Below are 13,686 nucleotides of genomic sequence, written 5' to 3'. Positions count from 1 at the left end.
GAACAAAGTGAAAGCCAGCGTCTTTAGGCGCTGGCTGGTGATGTGGGCTTATAGCCCCTGTTCAAACCACCCGTTAGACGGGTGGTCATGATTATGATGATAATAATTATTCAAAGAAGGTGGTATACAAGGCTCTGATAGCCTCGTTTTTTTGAGCAGTTTTAATGACAAAGAGGATAGAAACTTCACTGGACCCTTGGGAGATCATTTCGATATTGATATCGTTATCTGATAGAGCTTTTGCTGCTTTGGCTGTGACACCAATTTGATCTTTCATATGCTCGCCTACTACCATTAGAATGGACAGGTCACGTTCTATTTCAGCTTTATCAACTTCCATTTTGTGGGTAAGCTGACGCAAAATTTCTTCTTCTTTGATTGGAGTTAATTCCCGATCGCGGACCACTACGGACATGTCATCGATACCTGTTGGCATGTGTTCGAAGCCAATATTAAGCTCTTCTAAAATTTGCAATACTCTACGTCCAAAACCGATTTCTCGGTTCATGAGATATTTAGAAATATTGATGCTTGAAAAGCCATCATCTGCTGAAATGCCTACAACTGGTTGTTGGGTATTGGAATGGGTTAAAACAATGCGTGTTCCTGGATGAGAAGGATTGTTAGTATTTTTAATAACAAGAGGGATACGGCCTCTATAGGCAGGAATTAAAGCTTCATCATGGAGAACAGTGAAGCCAGCATAGGCTAATTCACGCATCTCTCTGTAGGTCAGCTCTTTGATGGAGTTGGGGTTATGGACAATACCAGGATGGGCTGAGAATATGCCATCTACATCTGTGAAATTTTCATAAAGGTCAGCTTTGACACCAGCAGCTACTATAGAACCAGTGATATCGGAGCCTCCTCTTGAGAAAGTACAAATATGGTTATCTTGGGTTACGCCAAAGAAACCTGGGATTACGATTACCTCATCAAGCTCTGAGAGTTTTTCGATTGTGTCATAACTTGATGGGATAATTTGAGCGTTGCTTGGCTCGTTTGTCACGGTGATTCCAGCATCTTTTGGATGCATATAGATAGCATTTAAGCCATTTTCATTAAAATACTGGGCAATTAATTTAGCATTATTATCTTCACCTGAAGCTAAAAACGTGTCGTATAAGAACGGATTATCCTTGATTGGTAGAGTCGCTAGCTCTAATACAGTCGCTTTGATATTCTCCATAACGCGCCCGTCTAATTGGAGTTCATCTGCGATATCTTGGTAGCGTTGAATAATCCAATCTTGATCTTTGGTCACATCTTTTTCTGCAACATAATGCTTATAATATTTGATTAGAGCATCCGTTACCTTAGTATCTTCTGCGTTGCGTTTACCGGGGGCTGAGACGACAACAAATTTGCGATCCGTATCAGCTTTAACAATGTTGAGGACTTTTTCCAATTGAGTAGCAGAAGCAAGAGAACTACCGCCAAATTTTACGACTTTCATAAGAAGCTCCATATAATAGAAATTTTCTCTTATTATAGCAGAAAAAGGAAGTTTTGTCAGCTTTACTTTTGGAGGTTTAAGTGTGGGATGTGACAAAAAATAATAGTTTGATTGTTGAATTAATTTTGACTTTCGGTTACAATGATTAGTAATAAAAATGTTCCTTAAATGGAGGTAATGTATGTTTGATGGGATTTTATATCAAGTTGAAAACAGTGTTGCAACCTTAACATTGAACCGACCTGAAATCTCTAATGGGTTTAATGTGCCTGTGTGTGATGAGATTTTAGAAGCGATAGCTTTGGCTGAACAAGACGATACTGTCAAGATTTTATTGGTTAATGCAACAGGCAAAGTTTTTTCCGTTGGAGGGGACCTAGCTGAGATGCAGAGAGCTGTCGATGACGATGATATCGCATCCCTGGGGCGTATTGCTGAGCAGGTGAATGAAATTTCCTATGCTTTAAAACGCCTTCCAAAACCTGTTGTCATGAGTGTTGATGGACCAGTTGCTGGTGCAGCTTTTAATCTAGTAGTGGCTTCTGATTTTTGTGTTGCTTCAGACAGGGCGAAGTTTATTCAAGCTTTTGTAGGTGTTGGTCTTGCTCCTGATGCGGGCGGATTATATCTGTTAACCCGTTCTATTGGTATTAACCGGGCGACCCAAATTACGATGACAGGTGAGCCTGTTTCGGCTGAAAAAGGGCTGGAGTATGGTTTTGTCTATAAGGTGTGTGAGGCAGAGAAACTTGAAAAAGCAACTGATCGGTTGATTACAAAGTTACTGCGTAACTCCCCCAACTCTTACAAGGCAATTAAGGAAATGGTCTGGCAAAGTGAATTTTCCGGCTGGTCAGACTATGCCAATGTAGAAATTGAATGGCAAAAATCTCTGGCCCTTTTTGAGGACTTTAAAGAAGGTGTGAGAGCATACACAGAGAAACGCCGCCCTAAATTTACTGGAAAATAAGAAAAAAATAAAAAAATAATTCATTTATACTTGTCAAATAGCCATCATTCTGATATACTTTGACTGTCAAATATTTTGAGTTGTATCTGGTATAAGGAGGAAGATGTGAGTAACGAGTTGGTCAATGAATATTTAACTTCAATTTTTAATAATGTGTTAATTATTGAGGAGAATAGTTTAAAAACGAGCCGCTTTAGGGATCTTTCGATTAAAGAGATGCATACTCTAGATGTGATTGGGACGATTCCAGATTGTAAACCTTCGGACGTTGCGAGAACCTTAATGGTGACATTAGGAACGGTGACGGCTAGTTTAAACAGGCTAGAAGAAAAAGGCTACATAGATCGTATTCGGTCTACCAAGGATCGTCGTGTTGTTCATCTTTATTTGACAAAAAAAGGGCGTCTGATTTATCGGTTACATCGTAAATTCCATCAACGCATGATTGAAGAAATTACAGATGGCATGACTAAGGAAGAATATGCTATTATGCAAAAAGGTCTTCTTAAACTGCATGCCTTCTTAGAGGAGCTGAAGTAATGAGCTATGCTAAAATTAGCCAAGTTGCTCATTACGTCCCTGATCAGGTGGTCACTAATAATGACTTAGCTCAAATAATGGATACGAGTGATGAATGGATTAGTTCTCGGACTGGTATAAAAGAGCGCCATATTAGCCATGACCAGCAAACGAGTGCATTAGCGACTGAAGTAGCTAAGAAACTCCTCGCTCAATCGTCTTGGCAAGCGTCAGATTTAGACTTTATCCTTGTAGCGACCATTACACCAGATTCCATGATGCCATCCACAGCAGCCAGAGTTCAAGCTAATATTGGAGCTAGTCATGCTTTTGCCTTTGATGTGACGGCAGCATGCTCAGGGTTTATCTTTGCCCTATCAACAGCCGAAAAGTTGATCCTTTCAGGCAGTTGCAAGCGTGGCCTGGTCATTGGAGCTGAAGTCTTGTCTAAAGTGATCGATTGGCAGGATCGTCGAACAGCTGTATTGTTCGGCGACGGAGCTGGTGGAGTCTTAATAGAGGCTAGTGATCAAAAGCATTTTCTGATAGAATCCTTACACACCGATGGCGGGCGTGGACAAGCCTTAACGTCTAGTTATCAGGGACTTGCCTCACCTTTCTCAGTAGAGGAGGACTCACATCTTAGTTTAGAGATGGATGGCCGAGCTGTTTTTGACTTTGCTATTCGTGATGTGGTGGCGACTATTAAAGAAACCTTATCAGAAGCAGATCTTTCTGCAGAGGAACTGGATTATTTTCTTCTGCATCAAGCCAATGATCGGATGTTAGATAAGATGGCCAGAAAGCTCTGTGTAGACCGTGAAAAATTGCCAGCCAATATGATGCGTTACGGTAATACTAGCGCAGCCAGTGTTCCGATTTTATTGTCGGAATGTATCGCAGAAGGAAAAATCACTTTAGGAAGCGGTCAAAAATTGGTTTTAGCCGGTTTTGGCGGTGGCTTGACCTGGGGGATCCTTCTTTTAACCATTTAGTTCATAACTGGTGGAAACACCATTTATAAAAATTTTTTTTAGAAAATAAGGAGTTAGACTTATGGCAGTATTTGAAAAAATACAAGAAATTATTGTAGAAGAATTAGGTAAAGACGCAGAAGAAGTACAATTAGGAACTTCTTTTGAAGAACTTGATGCTGATTCATTGGATATCTTCCAAGTGATTTCAGAAATCGAAGATGAATTCGATATCTCAATCGAAGCAGAAGATAGTTTAAAAACAGTTGGTGACTTGGTTACTTACGTTGAAGAGCAAACAAAATAAGTTAGCTTAAATAGAAAGAGAGAGAATATCAAGGACTTGATATTCTCCCTTGTTTAGTAAATTGTTTGACTCTCAAATGATTTATTAAGCAAATTAATAGAAAAAGGTTACTATGAAAACACGGATTACTGAATTATTACATATTAAATACCCCATCTTTCAAGGAGGTATGGCATGGGTCGCAGACGGTGACTTGGCCGGAGCTGTTTCTAATGCTGGTGGCTTGGGAGTTATCGGCGCAGGCAATGCACCTCGAGAAGTTGTCAAAGCTAACATTGACCGCGTAAAAGAAGTCACAGACAAACCCTTTGGTGTTAATATCATGCTTTTGTCACCATTTGCAGATGATATTGTTGACTTGGTCATTGAAGAGGGTGTGAAAGTTGTGACAACTGGCGCTGGAAATCCAGGTAAGTACATGGACCGTTTCCATGCAGCAGGGATGGTCGTCATTCCTGTGGTGCCAAGTGTTGCTTTAGCTAAACGGATGGAAAAAGTTGGTGCGGATGCGGTCATTGCCGAAGGTATGGAAGCAGGAGGGCACATTGGTAAACTGACAACGATGACACTGGTGCGTCAGGTTGCAGATGCTGTTTCTATTCCTGTTATTGCAGCAGGGGGTATTGCAGATGGTCGTGGAGCAGCAGCTGGATTCATGCTAGGGGCTGAAGCTGTTCAGCTAGGAACAAGATTTGTAGTTGCTAAAGAGTCTAATGCGCATCAAAATTACAAGGATAAAATTTTGAAGGCAAAAGACATTGATACAGTTGTTACAGCAGCTCACTTTGGTCATGCTGTCCGAGCTATCAAGAATAAATTGACACGCGATTTCGATCTTGCTGAGAAAGAGGCCTTTAAGCAAGAAGATCCTGATTTAACAATATTTGATAATCTAGGAGCAGGTGCTTTGAGACGATCTGTTGTTGAAGGGGATGTCGAAACTGGCTCAGTAATGGCAGGTCAAATTGCTGGTTTTGTGGACAAAGAAGAAACCTGTGAAGATATTCTGAAAGACATCTACTACGGTGCGGCTGACATTATTAAACAAGAAGCGCAGCGTTGGGCTACTATTGGAGAATAAGTAATGACAAAGACAGCTTTCCTATTTGCCGGACAAGGCGCTCAAAAACTGGGTATGGCTCGTGATTTATACGATAACTACCCTGTTGTCAAAGAAACCTTTGACGAAGCTAGCCAGATTTTAGGTTATGACCTTCGTCACCTGATTGATGCGGATGAGGCTAAATTAAACCAAACGAGATATACCCAGCCAGCCATTTTAACAACATCGGTAGCTATTTATCGGTTACTGGCTGACAAAGGAATAACCCCTGACACGGTAGCTGGCCTTTCCCTAGGAGAATATTCTGCCTTAGTCGCCTCAGGTGCCCTAGCCTTTTCGGATGCTGTGGCCTTGGTTGCAAAACGTGGGGAGTTGATGGAAACCGCAGCCCCTGCTGGCAGTGGTAAGATGGTCGCGGTGATGAATACAGATGTCGCGGTGATTGAGAAGGCTTGTCAAGAAGCTAGTGCTCATGGTATTGTGCAACCGGCTAATTACAATACGCCTGGTCAGATCGTTATTGGTGGTGAAGTTGAGGCTGTAGATGTAGCAGTTGGCTTGTTAAAAGAGGCTGGCGCTAAGCGTCTTATTGAGCTAAATGTCTCTGGTCCCTTCCATACGCCTTTGCTAGCGTCAGCTAGCCAGGCCTTGGCTGAAGTTCTTGATAGCGTGCCATTTCATAGCTTCAAGATTCCTTTGGTAGGAAATACAGAAGCAACTGTTATGGCTGAAGAGCAGGTGAAATCGCTCTTGGCACGTCAGGTGATGGAGCCTGTCAAGTTTTACGAATCAATTGGAACCTTGCAAGAACTTGGGGCAACACGCTTTATTGAAATTGGCCCAGGGAAGATCTTGTCAGGCTTCATGAAGAAGATTGATAAGTCTGCTGAGGTCAGTCATGTGGAAGATATGGCTAGTTTAGAAGCTCTGCTATTGTCCTAAGAGGAGGAAGCAATGGAAATCAAAGGAAAGAATGTATTTATCACGGGATCAACGCGTGGTATTGGCCTAGGTATTGCTCATAAGTTTGCAGAACTTGGGGCTAATGTGGTATTGAATGGTCGTGGGCCTGTTACCGAAGAGCTTTTGGCCCAATTTGAGAATTATGGTGTAACGGTTGTCGGTATTTCTGGTGATGTGTCAGATAATGCTGATGCTAAGCGTATGGTAGAAGAAGCAACGGAAGCTTTAGGGTCAGTGGATATTCTGATTAACAACGCTGGTGTGACCCGCGATAAGATGTTGCTTCGTATGACAGTAGAGGATTTTGAAGCGGTACTCAAGATTAATTTGACGGGTGCTTTCAATATGACTCAGGCTGTCCTAAAACCGATGACCAAGGCGCGTGAAGGGGCTATTATCAACATATCAAGTGTTGTAGGACTGATGGGGAATGCCGGGCAAGCCAACTATGCTGCTTCAAAAGCTGGGCTAATTGGTTTTTCAAAATCAGTGGCGCGAGAAGTTGCAGGACGCAATGTCCGGGTTAATGTGATTGCGCCAGGCTTTATCGAGTCTGATATGACGGATGTTCTTTCAGACAAGGTTAAAGAGGCCATGATGGGACAAATCCCTATGAAGAACTTTGGAACAGTTGATCAAGTCGCAGATGTTGCGGTCTTCATGGCAAGCCAGGATTATTTAACAGGTCAAGTGTTAGCCATTGATGGCGGTCTAGCGATGTAATCGCTCATTGAAAAGAATAAAGGAGCACAAGATGTCATTTAATCGTGTTGTTGTTACAGGTTATGGTGTAACGTCACCAATCGGGAACACTCCAGAAGAGTTCTGGAATAGCTTAAAAACCGGTCAAGTAGGAATTGGTAAAATCACTAAATTCGATACAACAGACTTTGTGGTTAAAAATGCAGCGGAAATCAAGGAATTTCCATTTGACAAATACTTCGTTAAAAAAGATACCAACCGTTTTGACCCTTACTCGCTTTATGCCATTTACGCAGCAAAAGAAGCAGTAGCCAATGCGAACTTGGATACAGAGACTATTGACCGTGATCGTTTTGGGGTTATTCTCTCAACTGGTATCGGTGGGATTAAGGAAATTGAAGATCAAGTCAACCGCCTGACAGAAAAAGGACCAAAGCGTATCCGTCCATTGACCTTACCAAAAGCACTGCCAAACATGGCAGCTGGTAATATCGCCATGGAAGTGGGCGCTAATGGGGTTTGTAAGTGTGTGATTACGGCTTGTGCTTCCTCAAATGATGCCTTGGGAGATGCCTTCCGTGAAATCAAATTTGGTTTCCAAGATGTCATGCTTGCAGGTGGTTCAGAAGCATCTATCACGCCGTTTGCAATCGGTGGTTTCCAAGCCTTGACGGCGATGTCAACAACAGAAGATCCTCTGCGTGCGTCGATTCCATTTGACAAAGACCGTAACGGTTTTGTCATGGGTGAAGGGTCAGGAGTTTTGGTACTTGAAAGTTTGGAACATGCTCAAAAACGTGGTGCAACCATCTTGGCAGAGATTGTAGGCTATGGGAATACCTGTGATGCCTATCACATGACCTCCCCACATCCAGAGGGACTTGGTGCGATTAAAGCCATGAAATTGGCTCTTAATGAAGCTGGTCTTGAGCCTGCTGATATTGATTACATCAATGCGCACGGAACATCAACTCCTGCTAATGAAAAAGGTGAGAGCCAGGCGATTGTTTCTGTCTTTGGTAAGGAAACCCCTGTGTCCTCAACCAAGTCTTTTACAGGGCATCTCTTGGGTGCTGCTGGAGCAGTTGAAGCGATTGCTGTTGTTGAGGCTATGAATCATTCTTATGCGCCGATGACAGCAGGAACGCAAGAAGTATCAGACTATATTGAAGCAGATGTTATTTATGGAGAAGGTCGTGAGATGACGATTAATCACGCTATTTCAAACACATTTGGATTTGGTGGTCATAACGCTGTTATTGCCTTCAAACGTTGGGAGAATTAAGTAGTATGCAATTATCAGATATCAAAGATTTGATGGCTCAATTTGACCAATCTAGCCTCAAAGAATTTTCTTATAAAAATGCGGAAGATGAACTTGCTTTTTCAAAAAATGAGAACAAGGGGGCAACAATTGCCCCTGCGGTAAATACTCTACCGGCTAGTCCAGTTGTGGAGGCAACTCCAGTGCCAACTGTTCATGATGCCCCAGAAGCGTCAGCACAGCCTTCAATGGGCTCTGTCGCAGAAGGTGATCTTGTGGAAAGCCCGCTGGTTGGTGTGGTTTACCTTTCACCTGGTCCTGATAAGCCTGCCTTTGTCTCAGTCGGTGACCAAGTGAAAAAAGGCCAGACATTACTTATCATCGAAGCGATGAAGGTGATGAATGAAATTCCAGCACCACAAGACGGTGTCATTACTGAAATCTTGGTCAGCAATGAAGAAGTGGCTGATTTCGGGAAAGGTTTGGTACGTATAAAATGATTGATATTTTAGCGATTAAAGAAGCCTTGCCACACCGTTACCCCTTTTTACTGGTAGACCGTGTTCTGGAAACATCGGAAGACCAGATTGTAGCGATTAAGAATGTTACCATCAATGAGCCGTTCTTCGAAGGGCATTTTCCGCAATACCCTGTTATGCCAGGTGTCCTTATCATGGAAGCCTTGGCCCAGACAGCGGGTGTCTTAGAGTTATCAAAACCTGAAAACAAAGGCAAACTCGTCTTTTATGCAGGTATGGATAAGGTCAAATTTAAGAAACAAGTTGTTCCAGGTGATCAGTTGGTCATGACAGCTACCTTTGTGAAACGTCGTGGTACGATTGCGGTGGTTGAAGCCAAGGCGGAAGTAGATGGAAAACTCGCCGCTTCTGGTACCTTGACCTTTGCCATTGGCTCCTAATCAGATAGAAAGGCCATTATGTTTTCAAAAATTTTAATTGCTAATCGTGGTGAAATTGCGGTTCGAATTATCCGCGCAGCCCGAGAATTAGGTGTTGAAACCGTAGCGGTTTATTCTGAAGCGGATAAGGATGCCCTTCATACCATGTTAGCTGATGAAGCCATCTGTATCGGTCCAGCTCGGTCGACAGAGTCTTACCTGAATATGAATGCTGTCCTATCAGCGGCTGTGGTTACAGGGGCTGAAGCGATCCATCCTGGCTTTGGTTTTCTCTCAGAGAATTCTAAGTTTGCGACTATGTGTGAAGAAGTTGGGATTAAATTTATCGGACCATCGGGTCAAGTCATGGATAAAATGGGCGATAAGATCAATGCCCGTGCAGAAATGATAAAGGCTCAGGTACCTGTCATTCCGGGATCTGACGGTGAAGTGTTCAGTGCTGAGGATGCCTTAGCTATTGCAGAAACCATCGGCTATCCTGTCATGCTAAAAGCCTCTGCAGGCGGTGGTGGAAAAGGAATTCGTAAGGTCGAACGCTCAGAAGATTTGGTTTCTGCCTTTGAAAATGCGTCCTCAGAAGCCCAAGCTGCTTTTGGCAATGGAGCGATGTACATCGAACGCGTGATTTACCCAGCCCGTCATATCGAGGTTCAGATCCTGGCAGACCAAGAGGGCAATGTTATCCACCTTGGTGAACGGGATTGCTCTCTTCAGCGCAATAATCAAAAGGTGCTTGAGGAAAGCCCTTCGATTGCGATAGGAAAAACACTTAGAGAAAAAATTGGATCTGCAGCTGTTCGGGCTGCCCAGTCTGTAGGGTACGAAAATGCAGGTACCATTGAGTTCTTATTAGATGAAGCTACGGGTGAGTTTTACTTCATGGAAATGAATACTCGGGTACAGGTTGAACACCCTGTAACAGAATTTGTGACGGGAGTGGACATTGTCAAAGAGCAAATCAAGATTGCTGCAGGTCAGCCCTTGGACGTTACGCAAGAGGAAGTTGTTTTTCGAGGTCATGCGATTGAGTGTCGAATCAACGCTGAAAATCCTGCCTTTAATTTTGCGCCGAGTCCTGGTAAAATTACCAACCTCTACTTGCCAAGTGGCGGTGTGGGCTTACGCGTGGATTCAGCTGTTTACCCAGGTTACACAATCCCACCTTATTATGATTCTATGATTGCTAAGGTCATTGTTCACGGGGAAAACCGTTTTGAAGCCCTAATGAAGATGCAACGTGCTCTTTATGAGTTTGAGATTGATGGTGTTATGACCAATGTTGATTTTCAATTAGATCTCATTTCAGATCACCGAGTTGTCGCAGGTGATTATGATACTGCTTATTTGATGGAACATTTTTTACCAGAATATCAGCAAGATTAAGAACCTTCCCAGCTTTGATTTTGGGTTTTCCGAGATTAGGACTGGGAAGTTTTATCTTTTAAAAAGGTTTCTCACAAAAAGCGTGGTCAACAGTTATGAGCTATATAAAGAGTATGATTAGGGAATAGAAGGAGAAAGGTATGCCTTTATTTTCAAAAAAAGAAAAGTACATTCGGATAAATCCCAACAGATCTGTTCGAAATGAGCTACCTCAAGCTAAGCCAGAGGTGCCAGACGAGCTATTCGATAAGTGTCCTGCTTGTAAAAAAATGATTTACCGTTCAGATCTTGGATTGGCTAAAACGTGTCCAGGCTGTGGGTATAATTTCCGAATTACTGCCCATGATCGTCTAGCCATCACAGTTGATAAGGATTCTTTTCAGGAGTTGTTTACTGGTATTGAAACGACAAATCCGTTGAATTTTCCGGGTTACGACGAAAAAATAAAAACAACAAAGGCCAAGACTGGACTAGATGAAGCTGTCTTAACAGGGATTGCCACTATTGAGGGATACCCTCTAGCATTGGGGATTATGGACCCTCATTTCATTATGGCTTCCATGGGGACTGTGGTGGGAGAAAAAATAACCCGCTTGTTTGAGTATGCTATTGAGAAAGACTTGCCTGTAGTCATTTTCACGGCTTCAGGTGGGGCGCGAATGCAAGAAGGAATTATGAGCCTCATGCAGATGGCTAAAATTTCAGCAGCGGTGAAACGTCATTCTATCGCTGGGCTATTTTACCTAACCGTCTTAACTGATCCAACAACAGGTGGTGTGACGGCAAGTTTTGCGATGGAAGGTGATGTCATCTTGGCAGAACCACAAACCTTAATCGGTTTTGCTGGTCGCCGTGTCATTGAAAATACTGTCCGTGAAACTCTTCCAGATGATTTCCAAAAGGCAGAGTTCTTGCAAGACCATGGATTTGTGGACGCTATCGTAGCAAGACAGGAATTGCGCCCTACAATTGCGCGTTTAATCAGAATGCATGGAGGTGTGAAATGAGCCAAGTCAGTCGTATTATTAAGTCAGCGCGTGATCAGGCTCGCTTAACAACTTTAGATTTTGCTGAGCTTTTGTTTGATGATTTTATGGAATTTCACGGGGATCGCAATTTTCGAGACGATGGTGCAATTGTTGGGGGAATTGGGTTATTAGAAGGCCAACCGATTACCTTTATTGGGATTCAAAAAGGGAAAAACTTACAGGATAACCTGAAGCGAAACTTTGGACAGCCTCATCCAGAAGGCTATCGAAAAGCTTTACGCCTCATGAAACAGGCAGAAAAGTTTAACCGTCCCATTGTTACCTTTATCAATACAGCAGGTGCTTATCCTGGCCTGGGAGCTGAAGAGCGTGGACAAGGTGAAGCTATCGCGCGAAACCTTCTTGAGATGAGTGATTTAAAAGTCCCTATTATTGCCATCATTATTGGCGAGGGAGGATCAGGTGGCGCTTTGGCCCTTGCGGTGGCTGATAAGGTTTGGATGCTGGAAAATTCCATGTATGCTGTGCTATCGCCAGAAGGCTTTGCCTCAATCCTTTGGAAAGACGGCAGTCGTGCTATGGAAGCAGCTGAATTGATGAAAATCACGTCTTTTGAGTTAGAAAAACTAGGTGTTGTTGATGCGGTTATTCCAGAAGAAGGCAAAAGCAATCATGAACTAGTTGCTCATATCAAGACTGAATTGATTCAAGGTTTTGTAGAACTATCAAAACTCACTCTTGAAGACTTATTGCAGGCGCGTTATGAGCGTTTTAGAAAGTATTAACACGTTCTATATAGCAAACAACATCCCGATTTTGATTGTCGGGATGTTTTGCTTTTGGTGATAATCAAAAAAATGAAACGAGGTGGCTCAGTATAGCTCATCCAGCCAAGTCAACAGTACCTTAGCTTGATTTTGGAATGAATTATTGAGGCTGAGTCATCCTGTTTCCACTCATATAAAAAAATTGAATGAATTTTCTAGTAGAAAACGATTACAATCACGACTTTGCTGTAAAAAGGTTCGCTATCTTATTGTTTTTGACAGAATTATTTGGAAATTTACCAGATAGTATTGACGAAAAGCAAATATACATATATACTAAATGAGGATAAATTTTTAAGGAGATATGATATGTCACAGCAAGATTGGATCGATTATTTTGAAGCGGTAAATGGCCGTAGTCCAGAACCGAGTGAGATAGAGGCGGCACGCCAAGCAGGAGAATTCTCAGAAGACATCTCGGAAATCATACCAGAAATGCCTGAGCATACGAATCATTTAGAGGAGGCAGAGGTTCCGGTTCAAGTACAACCACAAGTAGAACAGCAACCACAAGTAGAGCCTCAGTCTCAACCACAACCAGAACCAATTGCAGCCAATCCAGTACAGGCAACTGGATACCAACAAACTGTTCCTCCAGTCAATGCTACACCTCAGCCCCAAAGCCAACAGGTTGCTCAGCAACGTCCTGTTCAATTTGAACAAGGACCGTCTAATGGAGATCAACAAGTTTATACCATGCAAGTGGCGGTTCCATCAGCCTTCTCTATTTTCTGGAAGCAATTTTGGATCTGGTTAAAAACGTCCTGGAAACGTCCAACCATGGATCGTCCGACCCACAAATACAATGGTCTTACGGTTATTGGATTAGTTGTTCTATTCACGACGTTAACTATAACAATCCCTCTGTTAAAAGCAGGTTGGTTGAGTTTTTCTAATTTTATATCCGTATTCTTAGGATTTAGCTTTATTTACGTTGCCTTTATTATTGCTGGTTTTGTTGTCAAATTAATTGTTTATAAGGAGAAAAAGTTTACTTTCGGCTATAGCTTTGAGTGGTTTGGCCGCCTTGTTTCTTTGAACGTCCCATTGATGGCTTTTGCGGCCCTTTTCTCACTGTTGGATGTTTATAGTTTGTCAGTATTGTTAACAGTACTAAGCTACTTTATTTTTGTTGCGGCATCAGGTTATACATTGTATCATAGAGAAAATCATTCTAATCTAGATATGTTTTATAAATATATTATTGCTAGTGTATTGTTTTCAATTATAGTTTTCATTTTTATGATGGTTGCTGGATCAATCGCTGGTGAAATGATATTAAATAGTCTAACAGGTAACTTTAATTCTTTCGTTAACTATTACAGTCCGTTTGGCTATTAGTCATAGGGG

General features: G+C 42.3%; 15 protein-coding genes. 14 read left to right on the top strand and 1 reads right to left on the bottom strand.

Annotated features, from left to right (window positions below; translation table 11 throughout):
• Nucleotides 1-106: 106 nt before the first annotated feature.
• Nucleotides 107-1,456, bottom strand: coding sequence for an aspartate kinase (locus J2S23_RS08440; RefSeq protein ID WP_307122281.1), 1,350 nt, complete (start codon nucleotides 1,454-1,456; stop codon nucleotides 107-109).
• 181 nt (nucleotides 1,457-1,637) lie between these two features.
• Between J2S23_RS08440 and fabM the strand changes: the two genes are divergently transcribed.
• From fabM to J2S23_RS08370, 14 genes are all read left to right on the top strand, one after another.
• Entirely contained in the window at nucleotides 1,638-2,426 is a 789-nt protein-coding gene (fabM, locus tag J2S23_RS08435) for a trans-2-decenoyl-ACP isomerase (protein ID WP_307122280.1), read from the top strand.
• Between the two features lie 105 nt (nucleotides 2,427-2,531).
• Nucleotides 2,532-2,966, top strand: a complete 435-nt coding sequence (fabT, locus tag J2S23_RS08430; protein WP_307122279.1) for a fatty acid biosynthesis transcriptional regulator FabT — start codon at nucleotides 2,532-2,534, stop codon at nucleotides 2,964-2,966.
• Nucleotides 2,966-3,940, top strand: a complete 975-nt coding sequence (locus J2S23_RS08425; RefSeq protein ID WP_307122278.1) for a beta-ketoacyl-ACP synthase III — start codon at nucleotides 2,966-2,968, stop codon at nucleotides 3,938-3,940. The genes fabT and J2S23_RS08425 overlap by 1 nt, the downstream gene beginning before the upstream one ends.
• A 61-nt stretch (nucleotides 3,941-4,001) precedes the next feature.
• Nucleotides 4,002-4,226 carry an acyl carrier protein gene (locus J2S23_RS08420; protein WP_307122277.1) on the top strand — a complete coding sequence of 75 codons (225 nt, stop codon included), beginning with the start codon at nucleotides 4,002-4,004 and terminating at the stop codon, nucleotides 4,224-4,226.
• A 112-nt stretch (nucleotides 4,227-4,338) separates the two neighbouring features.
• A complete protein-coding gene (gene fabK, locus J2S23_RS08415; RefSeq protein ID WP_307122276.1) occupies nucleotides 4,339-5,307 on the top strand; it encodes an enoyl-[acyl-carrier-protein] reductase FabK in 969 nt (322 codons plus the stop codon).
• Between the two features lie 3 nt (nucleotides 5,308-5,310).
• Nucleotides 5,311-6,231, top strand: a complete 921-nt coding sequence (fabD, locus tag J2S23_RS08410) for an ACP S-malonyltransferase (protein WP_307122275.1) — start codon at nucleotides 5,311-5,313, stop codon at nucleotides 6,229-6,231.
• Between the two features lie 12 nt (nucleotides 6,232-6,243).
• Nucleotides 6,244-6,975 (top strand): 3-oxoacyl-[acyl-carrier-protein] reductase, encoded by a 732-nt coding sequence (gene fabG / locus J2S23_RS08405; RefSeq protein ID WP_307122274.1) that lies wholly within the window; start codon nucleotides 6,244-6,246, stop codon nucleotides 6,973-6,975.
• Nucleotides 6,976-7,006: 31 nt separating this feature from the next.
• A complete protein-coding gene (gene fabF / locus J2S23_RS08400; protein WP_307122273.1) occupies nucleotides 7,007-8,239 on the top strand; it encodes a beta-ketoacyl-ACP synthase II in 1,233 nt (410 codons plus the stop codon).
• A gap of 5 nt (nucleotides 8,240-8,244) precedes the next feature.
• A complete protein-coding gene (accB, locus tag J2S23_RS08395; protein WP_307122272.1) occupies nucleotides 8,245-8,718 on the top strand; it encodes an acetyl-CoA carboxylase biotin carboxyl carrier protein in 474 nt (157 codons plus the stop codon).
• A complete protein-coding gene (gene fabZ / locus J2S23_RS08390) occupies nucleotides 8,715-9,137 on the top strand; it encodes a 3-hydroxyacyl-ACP dehydratase FabZ (protein WP_307122271.1) in 423 nt (140 codons plus the stop codon). The genes accB and fabZ overlap by 4 nt, the downstream gene beginning before the upstream one ends.
• A gap of 18 nt (nucleotides 9,138-9,155) precedes the next feature.
• Nucleotides 9,156-10,520, top strand: a complete 1,365-nt coding sequence (locus J2S23_RS08385; protein WP_307122270.1) for an acetyl-CoA carboxylase biotin carboxylase subunit — start codon at nucleotides 9,156-9,158, stop codon at nucleotides 10,518-10,520.
• Between the two features lie 140 nt (nucleotides 10,521-10,660).
• On the top strand, nucleotides 10,661-11,527 hold the full coding sequence (accD, locus tag J2S23_RS08380; protein WP_307122269.1) for an acetyl-CoA carboxylase, carboxyltransferase subunit beta: 867 nt from the start codon (nucleotides 10,661-10,663) through the stop codon (nucleotides 11,525-11,527).
• Nucleotides 11,524-12,294, top strand: coding sequence for an acetyl-CoA carboxylase carboxyl transferase subunit alpha (locus J2S23_RS08375; RefSeq protein WP_307122268.1), 771 nt, complete (start codon nucleotides 11,524-11,526; stop codon nucleotides 12,292-12,294). The genes accD and J2S23_RS08375 overlap by 4 nt, the downstream gene beginning before the upstream one ends.
• 351 nt (nucleotides 12,295-12,645) lie before the next feature.
• Nucleotides 12,646-13,677, top strand: a complete 1,032-nt coding sequence (locus J2S23_RS08370; protein ID WP_307122267.1) for a DUF6574 domain-containing protein — start codon at nucleotides 12,646-12,648, stop codon at nucleotides 13,675-13,677.
• Nucleotides 13,678-13,686 lie beyond the last annotated feature (9 nt).

This window comes from Streptococcus moroccensis (assembly GCF_030812835.1).
Classification (GTDB): Bacteria; Bacillota; Bacilli; order Lactobacillales; family Streptococcaceae; genus Streptococcus; species Streptococcus moroccensis.
The sequence above is the reverse complement of the archived record's forward strand: the minus strand, read 5'-3'. Positions and strand labels throughout refer to the sequence as shown.